This window comes from Parasphingomonas zepuensis (genome assembly GCF_036663735.1).
Lineage (GTDB): Bacteria > Pseudomonadota > Alphaproteobacteria > Sphingomonadales > Sphingomonadaceae > Sphingomonas.
Genome location: NZ_JAXOJO010000004.1, coordinates 91,065 through 104,392 on the forward strand (window position 1 = coordinate 91,065; position 13,328 = coordinate 104,392).

At 64.9% G+C, this 13,328-nt stretch carries 13 protein-coding genes; 2 read left to right on the plus strand and 11 right to left on the minus strand.

All coding sequences use genetic code 11. The features are described 5' to 3' along the window. Positions 1-258: 258 nt before the first annotated feature. The 3 genes from U1769_RS15560 to U1769_RS15570 all read right to left on the minus strand — a co-directional run bounded on the left by U1769_RS15560 (position 259) and on the right by U1769_RS15570 (position 3,533). Positions 259-1,068, minus strand: a complete 810-nt coding sequence (locus U1769_RS15560; protein WP_332717787.1) for a phosphate/phosphite/phosphonate ABC transporter substrate-binding protein — start codon at positions 1,066-1,068, stop codon at positions 259-261. Further along, positions 1,065-1,955, minus strand: coding sequence for a fatty acid desaturase (locus U1769_RS15565; RefSeq protein ID WP_332717789.1), 891 nt, complete (start codon positions 1,953-1,955; stop codon positions 1,065-1,067). The genes U1769_RS15560 and U1769_RS15565 overlap by 4 nt, the downstream gene beginning before the upstream one ends. Before the next feature lie 189 nt (positions 1,956-2,144). Beyond that, positions 2,145-3,533, minus strand: a complete 1,389-nt coding sequence (locus tag U1769_RS15570; protein ID WP_332717791.1) for an LLM class flavin-dependent oxidoreductase — start codon at positions 3,531-3,533, stop codon at positions 2,145-2,147. Between U1769_RS15570 and U1769_RS15575 the strand changes: the two genes are divergently transcribed. Next, the gene (locus U1769_RS15575) at positions 3,510-3,815 is read left to right on the plus strand and encodes a hypothetical protein (RefSeq protein ID WP_332717793.1); all 306 of its coding nucleotides are present in this window, start codon (positions 3,510-3,512) and stop codon (positions 3,813-3,815) included. The genes U1769_RS15570 and U1769_RS15575 overlap by 24 nt on opposite strands. 8 nt (positions 3,816-3,823) lie before the next feature. Here U1769_RS15575 and U1769_RS15580 read toward each other — a convergent pair whose 3' ends face one another. The 4 genes from U1769_RS15580 to U1769_RS15595 form a co-directional block, all read right to left on the minus strand. Next, entirely contained in the window at positions 3,824-4,138 is a 315-nt protein-coding gene (locus U1769_RS15580) for a hypothetical protein (RefSeq protein WP_332717795.1), read from the minus strand. Then, positions 4,135-5,280: a class I SAM-dependent methyltransferase gene (locus tag U1769_RS15585; RefSeq protein WP_332717797.1), complete on the minus strand. Its 1,146-nt coding sequence runs from the start codon at positions 5,278-5,280 to the stop codon at positions 4,135-4,137. The genes U1769_RS15580 and U1769_RS15585 overlap by 4 nt, the downstream gene beginning before the upstream one ends. Next, positions 5,280-6,212, minus strand: a complete 933-nt coding sequence (locus tag U1769_RS15590; RefSeq protein ID WP_332717799.1) for a VOC family protein — start codon at positions 6,210-6,212, stop codon at positions 5,280-5,282. Before U1769_RS15590 ends, U1769_RS15585 begins: the two co-directional genes overlap by 1 nt. A 128-nt stretch (positions 6,213-6,340) precedes the next feature. Then, complete coding sequence (locus tag U1769_RS15595; RefSeq protein WP_332717801.1) at positions 6,341-7,096, minus strand: GntR family transcriptional regulator; 756 nt, start codon at positions 7,094-7,096, stop codon at positions 6,341-6,343. 70 nt (positions 7,097-7,166) lie between these two features. Between U1769_RS15595 and U1769_RS15600 the strand changes: the two genes are divergently transcribed. Next, the gene (locus U1769_RS15600) at positions 7,167-7,565 is read left to right on the plus strand and encodes a GlcG/HbpS family heme-binding protein (RefSeq protein WP_332717803.1); all 399 of its coding nucleotides are present in this window, start codon (positions 7,167-7,169) and stop codon (positions 7,563-7,565) included. Between the two features lie 23 nt (positions 7,566-7,588). On the opposite strand, the gene U1769_RS15605 is transcribed toward U1769_RS15600, so the two are convergent. The 4 genes from U1769_RS15605 to U1769_RS15620 form a co-directional block, all read right to left on the minus strand. Beyond that, positions 7,589-8,440 carry an SDR family NAD(P)-dependent oxidoreductase gene (locus U1769_RS15605; RefSeq protein WP_332717805.1) on the minus strand — a complete coding sequence of 284 codons (852 nt, stop codon included), beginning with the start codon at positions 8,438-8,440 and terminating at the stop codon, positions 7,589-7,591. 11 nt (positions 8,441-8,451) lie between these two features. After that, a complete protein-coding gene (locus tag U1769_RS15610; protein WP_332717807.1) occupies positions 8,452-10,428 on the minus strand; it encodes an oxidoreductase in 1,977 nt (658 codons plus the stop codon). Positions 10,429-10,442: 14 nt separating this feature from the next. Next, complete coding sequence (locus tag U1769_RS15615) at positions 10,443-10,742, minus strand: hypothetical protein (RefSeq protein WP_332717809.1); 300 nt, start codon at positions 10,740-10,742, stop codon at positions 10,443-10,445. 74 nt (positions 10,743-10,816) lie between these two features. Next, positions 10,817-13,177: a TonB-dependent receptor gene (locus U1769_RS15620; RefSeq protein ID WP_332717811.1), complete on the minus strand. Its 2,361-nt coding sequence runs from the start codon at positions 13,175-13,177 to the stop codon at positions 10,817-10,819. Positions 13,178-13,328 lie beyond the last annotated feature (151 nt).

Here is a 13,328-nt window from a genome sequence, read left to right on the forward strand (position 1 = left end):
CTGCGCTGCACAAGGATCGCGCCTTTCAGGCATCCTCTCCTAAAACTTTCAAGGCCGGCTCTTCGGAGCTGGCCCTTTTTTTGTTCGACGTCTGGCGTATGGCTGCGACGCCGTGGTCGCGCCGGGCATAATAGTCTTTGGGAGCGGAGCCGCCGGTCAAACTGGCACCAGCATGGCGATGGGCATCCCCGTTTCGCGAGAGCAGGTGGGGATCATTGGGCGCAAAGCGGACCTTTCCGTCACTTCGGTCCTCCCGGGTCAGCGCAATTCCGGATAGCCGGCGATCGCGGCGTCGGTCTCGAGCGCCCGCAGCGGCGTGAAACGATCGGCACCGCCGGGCACGATATCAGCGAGGAACAGCGCGGCCCGGACGTCCGCGAGGCCCGGATCGGCAGCGACATCGGCGAGCGCCATGCGGAGCGCCGCTACCGTCTCGATGCTGGTTGTGCGCGCCGTCACGAAGGGGGGTGTCGCGGAGGCGACCGTCGTGCCGATCGTCTGTAGGGAGGCGGTCAGTTCAGGCTCGGCGCGATTGATCGCGGCGAAGGTTACCGCATCGATCGCGGCGATGTCCGCCTCTCCCATGACGATCGCGCTGAGGCTTTGCCGGTGGGCGCCGGTCTCCCGCACGTCGCCGAAAAAGCTGCCGCCGCCGGCGAGCGGGGCGACCTTTGCTCGAAACAGGTTCATGCCGGTGTTTGAGCCGCGATCGTTGATCGCGGCACGGCGACCGCGATAGGCCTCGAGCGTGTCCGCATCACCCTTACGGGTGACGAGGAAACTGCGGTGCAGGGCATCACCGCAGCCCGGCGCATCATAGACCGGAAGCGCCAGCACGCGCAGGGCAAGCGATGAATCGGTGACGAGCGGAAATCCGCAAATCTGACCGAACAGCAGGTCGGGATCATGCCAGCCGTCCTGTACCGAACGCCCGCGCTCTAGCCGGTTCGGTACGCCGGCGACGCGGCGGTCGCGCAGGATGCGCGCGATCGCGCTCCAAAGGCGGTCATTTGCCTCGCGCTGGCTTGCATGATCATACATGCCGAGCGAGGCGACGCTGGTTCTCAAGCTTTTTTGCCTTGGTGTTGAGGGTGCAGCACGGCGTCGTGAGCAGCGAAGAGAAAACGGCGAATGATCTCGCCATAGCCGCCGTAAAGGATGGCACCGTGCCCGATCAGGCGCGCCCGATGCGTGCGATGATAGGACGGTAGCCGATACCAGGGGAGACCCGGCCGTTCATGATGCGCGGCGTGGAGGTTGTTGTTGAGGAACAGCAGGGCGAGCAGGCCACCCCGGTCGACGGTCGCCGCGCGACCGCTGGTCGCTACGTCCGCGCGGTGCTCGGCATAGGAACGCAGGTTGGTGAGCGCCATGCCGGGATAGACGAAGAGCAGGACGTAGCGGGTGAGGCCGAGCCCGACATGATCGAGCCACAGGAGCAGCAGCCCGACTGCGACCAGATGCGGCAGCCAGTCGCGCAGTACCTGCAGCGGCACTGATCGGAAGCGCCTGCTCTCCTGCACGGCGAATCTGGCGATCGCGATTGGTGGACCGAACACCAAATGGCCCGGCAAGGTCGATTGAAGTCGGGCGGCCAGCCAGGCGAGGCCGCCGCGTCGGTCGACATAACGAGATTCCGGATCCGCGTGCGGATCGGTGATCGCCGGGCTGGCATGATGAGCGAGATGGCTGCTGCGATAGAGCCGGTACGGGAGCCACAACGACAGGGGCACGAAACCGATGGCTCCGTCGAGCGCGCGGATGCCGGTCGGGTGACCATGAATCGTCTCGTGCTGCAAGGATCCGTGCCACGCGACGAGCCAGCCGCCGATGAGGACAAGAAGGGGCATCGGGAGCGACGCGTGCCATGTCGTCGCGGCGATCCAGCCGGCATAGATCGCCACGGCCACGGCCAGGGTCGGCCAGTCTATGCTGCGTCCGGGGCGGGTTTCCATATGGGAGCGACGGAGAATCATGCAGGCAGCGCAACCTCGATATATGCTGGATCAATCTCTACTGAATTGATGGGATATACAACGCGCTCACATGTTGGGCAGGGTGAAGTTTAGCTTTTTCAGGATGGTCGACATGCTCGCCGGCATTCTCGACCAGCCTGCTGGGACCGGGTAACCGCCCTCGAGCTGCTACCCGCCGCTTGATGAAGTCAGCACCTGGGGGGCGTCAGCTGCACGTCCGGCCGCTCCGGGTGCGGTAAAGAACCGGTTTTCCGGCCGTGCCAGCCCGAGATGGTCCCGCAATGTCGTGCCCTCATATTCAGTCCGGAACAGGCCGCGCCGTTGCAGCTCGGGCACGACTTGGTCGACGAAATCATCGAGGCCGCCCGGTAGCCAGGGGAACATCACGTTGAACCCGTCGGAACCTTCCTCGACCAGCCATTGCTCCATCTCGTCCGCGATCGACGCCGGCGTTCCCACGAAGGCGAGGCCCGAATAGCTGCCGGCCTTTTGGGCGAGCTGGCGGATCGTGAGCTTTTCGTCCCGCGCTAGGCGAAGAATGCGTTCCCGCGCGCTCTTGCTGGCATTGGTCTCGGGAATCTCGGGCAACGGGCCATCCGGATCATAGCCTGACACGTCATGGCCGAGCATGCCGTTGAGCGAGCTGATCCCGCTGTCGTAATGAACCAGGCTGTCGAGATGGGCGCGCTGGGCGCGTGCTGCCTCGATCGTCTCGCCGACCACGACAAAGGCCGCCGGCAGGATCTTGAGCTGGTCCGGCTGACGTCCGACCCGGCGCATCCGCGCCTTGATGTCGGCGTAGAAGAGTTTGCCCGATTCCAGGGTCGCCTCGGCGGCGAAGATCACCTCGGCGGTCTCGGCGGCAAGCTGCCGGCCCGGCTCGGACGCCCCGGCCTGGACGATCACCGGCCAGCCCTGGACCGGGCGGGCGATGTTCAGCGGGCCGCGCACCGACAGGCTCGGGCCCTTATGGTCGAGCACATGGAGTTTGGCGGGATCGAAATAGAGCCCGGCCGCAACGTCGCGGGCAAAGGCATCGTCAGCGAAACTATCCCACAGGCCGGTCACGACCTCATAGAATTCGCGTGCCCGGACGTAGCGGGCGTCATGATCCATCTGGCTGTCATAGCCGAAATTGAGCGCCGCGTCGGGGTTGGCCGTGGTCACGATGTTCCAGCCGGCCCGGCCCTCGCTGATATGGTCGAGCGAGGCGAAGCGGCGGGCGATATGGTAAGGTTCGTCGAACGTCGTCGATGCGGTTGCGACCAGGCCGATCCGGCTTGTCGATTCAGCCAGCGCCGAAAGCAGCGTGAAGGGCTCGAACGACGTGACCGTGTGGCTGCGCTTCAACGCATCGACCGGCATGTTGAGGACGGCCAGATGATCGGCCATGAAGAAGGCGTCGAACTTCGCGGCTTCGAGCCGCTGGGCGAAATGCTTCAGGTGGCGGTAGTTGAAGTTGGCGTCGGGATAGGCGCCCGGATAGCGCCATGCCCCGGTATGAATGCTGACCGGTCGCATGAAGGCGCCGAGATGGAGCTGGCGATGCTGGCTCATGATGTCACCCTGGGTTTGTCGTTCATGCCGATGCTCGGCCGAGAAAAGGGCCGCGCCCTCGAAGGGCGCGGCCAGGTACGAGCCGGGAGAGGAGAGATCTCCAGGGAACCCGCGATGAGCGCCAAAGGGGAAGACGCGTCAGGGGGAACTGGATTAATCTCTATCAATTCAGTGGGAATTGAAATCAATATTAGCTATGGCCGCGACAGGCTAAACTTGCCTGCGGCCATTAACGCGGTCTCGATGCATCCACGCGATCTCCATGCGTCGCCACGCATCTGACACCGCGGCTAAAGGGCTTCGGCGCCCCGGGGATCGACCATGACGCGCAATACGCGCAGCTGAAGTGCCTCCAGCGCTTCCTGACGCTCGGCGATGGCGGTGTCGGCGAGCGGCGCGCCCCGAAATTCTTCGAGCGCCGCCCCGCGCAAGTCGGCGACTTCGCGTTCGAGGCGGTCGATGCGCTCGTTCGACACCGACAGTTCGACCAGCAGCGTCAGCGCGATCGCCAATACCCGTTCGGTTTCGACATTATCGAGACTGGTCGGGCGGTCGCCCCGGCCAGCGGCGATCACCGCGTGGATCGCGTCCGTGGCGCTCGTCATGCCGCGGCCACCGGCTTGCGGCCGCTGATAACATACCAGCGGTTGAGGTTGCTCACGGCGGAGACGTTATGTTCGGCGACGTCCGCGGCGGCGAAACCGGCGGCGAGCATGTCCGCCTCGAGATCGGACTCGGTATAGGTCTGCCAGAAGATCTCGCCGTTGAAGCGTGTGTCCCAGTTCTTCTCGACGCGGTGGACGTCGCTTGGCGCGAAGCGGGTGTCGACGTCCTGGAAGATCACCAGCCCGCCCGGCCGGACCACGCGCAACGCTTCGGCCATGGCGCGGCGGCGTTTGTCGGCGCCGATTTCATGCAGCATGTTATGCGAGACGACGAGATCGAAATGATCGTCGGGATATTTCAGGTCGGCGGCGTCCATCTGGCTGAAATGCACTGCGACATCGAGCGCTTCGGCGCGTGCATGCGCGTAGCGGAGCATGCCAGCGCCAATGTCGATCGCATGCACCTCGGCATTGGGAAAGCGATCGGCATAGGCGGCGGAAGCTGCGCCGGCCGAGCAGCCGAGATCGAGGATGCGCTTCGGTTCGAACCCGGCGAATGTCTCTTCGAGCAGGCGGAAGATGACGCCTGCCTTGCTGTCGCTCTTGCCGGCGCCCTGGCCGAAGGAGAAGACGTTGCCGCCGGTTTCGTAGAACGCGCCGGCGACGACATCGTCGGGCCCGTCGTCGCGGGCATAGCCGCCGGGCTGGAGGTGGACGTCAGTGCCGGCCAGTTCGGGCGAGGGATCATAGGACGGGTCGAGCGTCAGGCTGCCCTTGCGATCGGGGGAAGCGGCGAGCTCTCGCGCGGCGGCCTGCATCCGGGCGCGATCGCGGAAGATCGGTTCGCCGACCGAGACCCAGATCATCTCCTGGGCCGCGCGGTTGGCGGCGCTCCACAGGCGGTAACCGGGGGATTCGAACAAGGCGGCCGAGATGTCGTCGGGCGATTGCGGCTGGCGCTGGTGACGCGCGGCGAAGGCAGGCGCGCCCTCGTCATGGAAGCGACGGACATTTTCGGAACGGACGCGGGCGTTGAGCAGCTTGCGCAGCGAGACCACGGCGCGTTGGCGGCTCAGTTCCTCGTCGGTGGCGCGCGGCAGGATGGGGTGTTGCACGTCGCGGACGTTCATGGCCTTGGTCATCACGCTGCCTCCTCGATGAATTCGATCAGTTCGCCCGCCGGCCCGCGCACCGTGCAGGCGAGCCGTCCGTCATAGCCCGGCCCGTCGCGCCGCACCGGCGGCATGATCGCCAGCGGCGCGACGCGCTCCATCGCTACCGTCGCGATGCTGGCCATGGCGCAGCCCGGCGGAAGCATGCCCGGCGCGCTGGGGCGTGGGCCGGCGATCAGGCCGGGGCCGGGGGGATATTCGTCGAATTCGAACAGATAGCCATGATCGCGCAGGCCTGCCGTGGTCATCCGCGTCACCGTGTCGGCGGATAGGCCCTGGGCGGTCTGGACCAACGCAATCCGGCTGTCGCGAAGGGGGCGGCGCTTGAGATCGAACAGGTCGCAATACCAGTTGCGCAGCGCGTCGAAGTCAGGCCCGGCGACGACCAGGATGAAGGGGCGATCGATCAGCGAGCGCGGTTGCGGAAGGATCGAGGTGGCGCGGTCGCCGCTTTCCATGGTGAAATAGAGGCATTCGCCCGATGGGCCGACGGCCTGCATCGCGACGATCGACGGCATGAACTGCAGCGGCCGGGGCTCGCCGATGATGGTGAAGGCGGAGGCCTTGAGGCGATCATGGACTTCGTAGACGTCGTCGACGATGATCTCGAAAGCGGCCCAGCCATAGGTGGTGAGGGCGCGGTATCCGTACACGGGAGCGACTTCTACGAGGCGGAGATAGTCGTCGGATGCGCCGGCGGTGCTGAGGGTGTGACACCGTTGTCCGGCCATGGCGGGGGTGCCCCAGCTGGCGGCGAGATCGGGGGCGATCGTGCCGCTGTCGCGGACGATATAGCCGAGCGCGGCATAGTCGGCGACGCAGCTGTCCAGATCGGGGGTGGCGACCGTGGCGAAGCGGAACCGCGTTAGCAGCGGATCGCCGTTCGAGGTCCAGTCCGTCATGTCCGAATGCTCTTCATGAGCATCAGATTATCACCAATTACACTTATTTCTATATCAAATGAGCGTTTCGTGGCAAAAGCACAAAGATGCTTGCGAAGCCCGCAGATTTCCGACCTTTTCGCCGCCCGTCATGGCCGCGCGGAGTGCAGATCGAGCTTGATCTGGTAGAGATCGGGACGGAATTGGGCGAGCACATACTGGACCGGGCGGTGCGCGGTATCGAACACGGTGCGGTTCACGCGCAGGATCGGCGAGCCGATATCCACTTCGAGCAGATTGGCCAGTGTCCCGTCCGCCAGCGACGCCGAGATCGTCTGAGTCGCCGCGCCGATCTGCACGCCGGCCTGTTCGAGCAGCGACAGCATCGGCGTGGTCTTGAGCGCGGCGCGGTCCATTGCGCCGGCCAGATCGCCGGGGACATAGCTGACGAGATGGCTGATCGGCTGGTTCTCGAGCCAACGGACCCGATCTACGCGCAGCACCTGCGTATCGACCGGCAGGCCGAGTGCATCGCTGATCGGCGGACGCGCCGCGATCATGTCGAGTTCGAGGATGCGGACCTGAGTCTTGCGGCCGTAAGTGATGAGCGATTCGAGCGCCTGTTCGAGGCTGCCCTCGATCGGCTTGGCGGGCGACTGATAGGTCACGTGCGTGCCGACGCGGCGTTTGCGCTCGACGAGGTGCGTGTCGGCAAGCTCGGCAAGCGCCCGGCGCGCGGTGATGCGCGAGACGCCGAAGTTTTCGGACAATTCCTCCTCGGTCGGCATGCGCGATCCGAACGCACGGCTGCCGTTGATGATCTCCTCGCGAAGCTGGAGGAAAATCTGATGATAGAGCGGGATCGCCTGCAGGCGGTCCACCTGGTCTTCGTTGCGCTTGCTCAAGGCCGATCGTCTCCCCGTTGCACCTGCGCTTGTCACTTAACCACCAGCCCACCAAGAGGGAAAAGACTTCATGATCGCTAAATTTTGCCTGAGCGCCGCCGAACTGGACCGGATGCTGGCCGCCGCGAGCGCGAAAGCCGCGGAACTGGGGCTGGCCGCCTCGATCGCGATCGTCGACGAAGGCGGCTACCCCTTTCGCCTGCATCGTGGCGACGGCGCCGGACTGATGACGCCGGCGGTCGCGCAGGCCAAGGCCCGCACGGCGGCGCTGCTGCGCGCGCCGAGCGGGGTGCTGACCGCGCGGCTCAAGGATCAGCCGGAATTGCTGCGGCTGACCGAATATCTGCCGATGCCCGGCGGCCTGCCGGTGCGGTACGAAAACAGCGTGGTCGGGGCGGTCGGAGTCTCAGGCGGCTCGCCGGACCAGGATGAGGCAATCGCCCAGGCCGCCCTCGACGCATTGGGCTGAACTGGCGGGGAGGGGCGGGGAGATCAGTGCATCTCCTCGCCGCCCGAGACGTTCATCGCCTCACCGGTGATGTAGCGCGCCTGGCCCGAGCAGAGGAACGCACAGGCATTGGCCGTATCCTCGGCCGTGCCGACGCGTCCGAGCGGGATCCGCCCGCGCATCGCCTCGAGATATTCCTCGATCGTCTGGCCGCGCATCTTCGCCATATACTCGTTCTGCCACGATCCAAGCCCGGTGGTGACGTGGTTGGGGCAGACCATGTTCACGTTGATCTGGGCCGAGCCCATCTCGATCGCGACCGAGCGGGTCAGGCCGACCAGCCCGTGCTTCGAGGCGATGTAGGAGGAGGTCAGCGCCGAGCCTGATTTCGAGCCGCGGCTGCCGATCGAGACGATCTTGCCCCGGCCCCAATCGGCCACTTCGTCCTGCTTGAGCATCTGGCGGATCGCGTGCTTCATCGCGAAGAAGGCGCCGCGCAGGTTCACGTCGAGCACGGTATCCCATTGCTCTTGGGTCTGCTCGATGAACGGGCCGAACAGATATCCGACGCCGGCATTGTTGACGAGGATGTCGAGCCGGCCGAATTCGGCGACGGCGCGCGCGACCAGCCGCTCGACCTCAGCTTCCACGCGCATGTCAGCGGTATGGGTGACGATATCCGGGTGGATCGTGCGCAGCTCGGCAGCGATTTCCTCAAGCTCGGACGCCTGGGCGACGCCGTGTTCGGGCGCCATCGCGCCCTTGGTCGTGCCGAGATCGTGCAGCACCAGGCGCACGCCGTCCTCGGCCAGCTTGCGGGCGATCGCCGCACCGAGGCCGCCGTGGCGGCCGGCGCCGGTGACGATGGCCACCTTGCCTGCGAGATCGGGATACATCGGCAAACTCCTCAGAATGACATGGCGGCGTGATAGCCTTCGGATGTCGCGGCGAGCACCGTGCGGGGCGCATAGGCATCGCCGATCGTGCGCACCTCGAGGCCCGCCGCGCGCAACGGGGCTTCTAGCGCGAGATCGGGAATGCGGGCGGTGGCATAGGTGAACAGCGCGACATCCGTCAGCACGGTTTCCCGCCCGGAAAAAACATCGACATAGGCAAGTTCGCCTTCCTCGAAACGCGAGGTCGCGAGCGGGCGGACCGAAGTGACGAACTCAATGCGCTTGCGGCCCAGCCGCGCATAGACGCCCTGGCGCGTGACCATCGCTTCGTCGGCAGCGAGGCGTTCGCGGTCCGTGAGGATCACGACGCGTTCGAAGCGATCGTTGAGCAGTTCGGCCGCCGCATAGACGAACGCCGTACCATCGGAATCGTGAATCACGGCCGTTCCCGCCTGCCGTCCCGGCCGCTGGGCGAGATCGGCCATCGCCTCGCGCAGATCGGGGAAGAAACCTTCGCCGCGATATTCAGCCGGCAGATAGTCAGGCCAGCCGGGCGTCGCGCCAGTGGCCAGCACGACGTGATCGGGGGCGAGGTCGATGATGTCGGCGGCCGTGGCCGGCGTGTTCCAGCGGAAGACGGCGCCGGCGCGTTCGGCAGCGAGGCGCTGGTAATCATAGATGCTGCTGAGGTTCTCGCCGCCGGGGAGCAAGGCATGGAGCCGCGTCTTGCCGCCAGCCTCATCGGAGGCGGCAAAGACGGTGACGTCGTGGCCGCGCGCGGCGGCGACCCAGGCGGCCTCCATACCGGCGATCCCGGCACCGACGATGACGATCTTCCGGCGGACCGGTGCAGGTTCCGGTGTCCAGTCCGCTTCGTCGGGCGCGCCGACGCGCGGATTATTGTCGCAGTGCAGGCCGCGCCCGACATTGATCATGTGCCAGCAGGTGTTGCACGAAACGCAATAACGGATCTGCGCCTCGCGCCCGGCTTCTGCCTTGATGCCCCAGGCGGGATCGGTGACCAGCGGACGGCCGAGCATGACGAGATCGGCCAGACCGTCCCGCACGATGCGTTCGCCTTCGTTCGGATCAGTTATCAGGCCGAGCGCGCCGAGCGGCATGCCGGGCGCGGCGCGACCGAGCGCCGCGATGCGATCGACATAGGGTGTGCGCGGCCCGTGCAGATCGGGGAGATGTTCGTAGAGCGTGTCGCCGTGCGCGCCCCAGCAATAAGTGAGATAATCGACCTGCCCGGTGGCGTGGACCAGGGTGGTGATCTCGGCCGCGGTCGCGAGATCGATGCCGTCCGGCATGCCATCCTCGGCGGGCAGCTTCGTGCCGATGATGAAGTCGCTGCCGCAGGCCGAGCGCAGCGCCGCGATCAAGTCGAGCAGCAAGGTCGCGCGGCCGGCGAGATCGCCGCCATAGCGATCCTCCCGCACGTTCGAGCGCGCGGCGAGGAACTGGTGGAAGAGATGGCCGTGACCCGCCGAAATCTCGACCCCGGCAAAGCCGGCCTGCTGAAGGGCCCGTGCGGACTGGACGAATTCGGCGATCATCCGCTCGATCTGACCGGTCGAAAGCGCATGCGGCACGGTGCCGCTGAGATCGTCGGGCAGGGCCGAGGGGCCGAACGCATTGGGATTGCGAAAGCCAGAACGGAAGCCGCGCCCGTTATCCTGGATCTGGCCGAGCATCAGGCTGCCATGTTCGCCCACCGCATCGGCCCAGCGCGTCAGTTCGCCGGCATTGATGCCGAAAAGGATCGCCGGGCGAGTGGGCAGATTCTGCCAGGAGAGCATCGCCATCGGCTCGCTGACGAGCATCGAGGCGCCGCCCCGGGCGCGATTGGCGTAATAGTCGATCAGACGCGGCGTGACCCGGCCGGCTGCCGCATAATGAGTCGACATGGATGCGTGGACGATGCGGTTGCGCAGAGTCCGCGTGCCGATCTTCACCGGCGAAAAGAGATGGGGGTAGGCGGTCACGGCTGGCGGTGCGTTCATCCCGGCGCGTGCATCCGCATCACGCGCTGGAAATAGGCGTTGCGCCATTCAGTCCGCTCGGCCTCGACGGCCGCGTCGGCGCGGTAGGCTTCGATATCGGCGCGCGACACCAGGCCCTTGTCGTCGAGCAGCCGCTCGATCGTGTCGGTGCGCTCGCGCAGCACCGCGACCTCGGTCATCAGCTCGAAGAAGAACGTCATCATCTGATCGATCGACGGATCGTCGAAGAAGTTAGGGCGCTGGCCCTTGCTGCTGCGCGGCAGCGAGACATCTTCTGGGCGACGGGCTTCGGACATCGGATCAATCCTGCGGGTAAGGAAGTGCGAAGGGCGGGACGCAATCTCTGCGCCCCGCCCCCCGGTATTTGCAATCAGAAGTCGAAGCGCGCGCGCACCGTCCACCGGCCCGGCTCGTTAAGGTACGGGAAGATCAGGAAGGACGCCACGTACCGCTTGTTGAAGCAGTTGGTGCAATCTGCCGACAGGCTCCAGCCCTGTTCCCGGTTCCGGAGCGTGAGGCCGCCGTTGAACAGGCTGTGCGCCTCCTGATAGCCGCGCGCGTCATTCTGCGCGGAGGGATAGCTGCCGTCGGTATAGGCCCAGGTAACCGACGGGATCAGCTGGAAGCTGCCCCCGAGATCGGCGGTATAGTTCGCCCCCAAGGTGGAGTTGAACGGCGCGACACGCGAGGGGAGGGCGATATTGCCCGCCGTCGTGACGATACCCTGGTTGCAGTTGGTCGTCGTGGCGATACCCGCCTTGCAGTTCGCGGCCTGGGTCAGCACCGAAGGATCGACATTGACGAAGCGGGCATGCTGCAGGCCGGCGGTCCAGAAGATGTTGAACCCACGAACCGGGACGATCGTCAGTTCCGCTTCCAGACCGTAGTTGCGCAGATCGGCGAAGTTGCGCGTGACATAGATGATCTGGCCCGGAACCAGCGGGTTCTCGCGACCGGCCGGCAACTGGTTGTCATAGTCGTTGAAGTAGAAGCCGGTCAGGTTCAGGCGAACCTTGCGGTCGAAGAATTCCGACCGCAGGCCGCCTTCGTACGACCAGATCGTCTCCCGCTTGAAGGCGAACATGCCCGCGGCGTTATAAGCGCGCGATACCCAGCCGCCCGATTTGAAGCCCTTGGTTGCCGAGGCATAGACCGAGATGTCCGGCGTGATCTTGTAATCAAGCGCGAAACGCGGGGTCCACACCTTGGCAGTCTGCTTCACCGGATTGCCCGCCGCGATGATGTCGGCGGTGGTGAAGGGCTGGTTCAGCCCGACCGGAGTCAGCGGCGTGGCGTTGGGCTGGAAGTGGATATCCTTGAATTCCGCCGTGTAGCGGATGCCGGCAGTGAAGGTCAGATCTGGGGTGATCTTGTAATCGCCCTGCACATAGCCCGCGATGGCATCGGTGTTGTTGTACATCGTGCGATCGGCCGAAAGCGTCCCGACGCCCGCAGCGGTGATCGCGATGTTGGCGAAGCTCGTCTTGTTGTCCTCGCGGATATAATAGACGCCGGCGGTGTAGTTCAGCTTGCCGTCAAATGCCTCGCCATTGGCCTTGATTTCCTGGCTGAACTGCCCGTGCCAGCTGTCGTTCGCGAGCACCGAAGTCGAACCCATCACCGGCGTGACGATATCGCCCGGATACGTATAGACCGTGCTTGCGCTGGCCAGGCTCATCGCGCTGTCAGTGAGATATTCGTTATAGATGTGGCGATAGCCAGTGATGAGGTTGATCGTCAGGCTGTCGCCTGCGTCGATCTGCACGTTAGAGGTCGCCGACCAGGAGGTGGCGGTGTTGCCGAGCTTGTTGTCGGCGAGTCCTGGCGACAGATAGTTGCGGCCGCCAAACACCTGCGAAACGGTCGAATCCTCGCGCAGCCGGGTGTAACTTACGCGGTCCTTGGTCGCGGGATCGTAGAAGTTCGGGAAGTTGGCATAGCTCTGGGAATTATAGTCGCCAGTGATATCCCAGCTGGTGTTGCCGGCGCCGAGCAGGCGGAGCGCACCGCGGAAGCCGTAGCTGTGTTCCGAATTCAGCTTTTCCCCGGTAACGCGGTTTTTCACATAGCCGGCGTCGTCGATATAATAAGCCTGGAACTTGCTGAGCAGCTTATCCTTGATGATCGGAATGTCGACCGAGCCGCGCGCCTGCACGCGATCATATTTGCCGTAGCTGACTTCACCGAAGCCGCCGAAATCGGCGCCGGGCTTCTTCATGATGACGTTGATCGCGCCGCCGGTGGTGTTGCGGCCGAACAGCGTGCCCTGGGGGCCGCGCAGCACTTCGATCCGCTCGACATCGAACAGCGAGAAATTGTTGGCGCTCTGCCGCGACATATAGACGTCGTCGACATAGGTGCCGACGGGCAGATCGAAGGTCGAGATCGTCTCGTTGTTGTTCAGGCCGCGCATCGAATAGCTGTTGGCGGTGCCGACCGACGTGTTGTTATGGCCGATCAGGTTCGGGACATAGGCAAGCAGATCGATGGTGCGCGTGATCTGGCGCGTCTGAAGTTCCTGCGCGGTGAACGCGGAAATCGCGATCGGCACGTCCTGCAGCTTCTGTTCGCGGCGCTGCGCGGTGACCACGATCTCTCCAACGCCGTCGGATTCGTCAGCGGCCTCAGCGGCGGCGACGGGCGTTTCAGTCTGGGCGTGAGCCTGAGTAGCGACGGCCATCGCGTAGAGACTGAGGCCGAAGGCGGTGCTGTAGCGTAGCTTCTTGGTCATCGTCGAACCCTTTTCCAAATGCCGCCGACCGGCGTTTTCCGCCGTGCCGACCACGCGCCCGAACGCCGGACAATATGATCCCGTCTCCGCCAACCGGGGGTCAGCGGCACACCTGCAAACTTCATTTCTTATTTGTTATAGAGCTATGACA

Bases quoted from the DNA above. Each gene is read 5' to 3' on its own strand.
- U1769_RS15615 (WP_332717809.1), bottom strand. From the start codon at position 10,742: ATGTCCGAAGCCCGTCGCCCAGAAGATGTCTCGCTGCCGCGCAGCAGC.
- U1769_RS15570 (WP_332717791.1), bottom strand. From the start codon at position 3,533: ATGAGCCAGCATCGCCAGCTCCATCTCGGCGCCTTCATGCGACCGGTC.
- U1769_RS15590 (WP_332717799.1), bottom strand. From the start codon at position 6,212: ATGACGGACTGGACCTCGAACGGCGATCCGCTGCTAACGCGGTTCCGC.
- U1769_RS15575 (WP_332717793.1), top strand. From the start codon at position 3,510: ATGGAGCTGGCGATGCTGGCTCATGATGTCACCCTGGGTTTGTCGTTC.
- U1769_RS15605 (WP_332717805.1), bottom strand. From the start codon at position 8,440: ATGTATCCCGATCTCGCAGGCAAGGTGGCCATCGTCACCGGCGCCGGC.
- U1769_RS15585 (WP_332717797.1), bottom strand. From the start codon at position 5,280: ATGACCAAGGCCATGAACGTCCGCGACGTGCAACACCCCATCCTGCCG.
- U1769_RS15620 (WP_332717811.1), bottom strand. From the start codon at position 13,177: ATGACCAAGAAGCTACGCTACAGCACCGCCTTCGGCCTCAGTCTCTAC.
- U1769_RS15565 (WP_332717789.1), bottom strand. From the start codon at position 1,955: ATGGAAACCCGCCCCGGACGCAGCATAGACTGGCCGACCCTGGCCGTG.
- U1769_RS15580 (WP_332717795.1), bottom strand. From the start codon at position 4,138: ATGACGAGCGCCACGGACGCGATCCACGCGGTGATCGCCGCTGGCCGG.
- U1769_RS15600 (WP_332717803.1), top strand. From the start codon at position 7,167: ATGATCGCTAAATTTTGCCTGAGCGCCGCCGAACTGGACCGGATGCTG.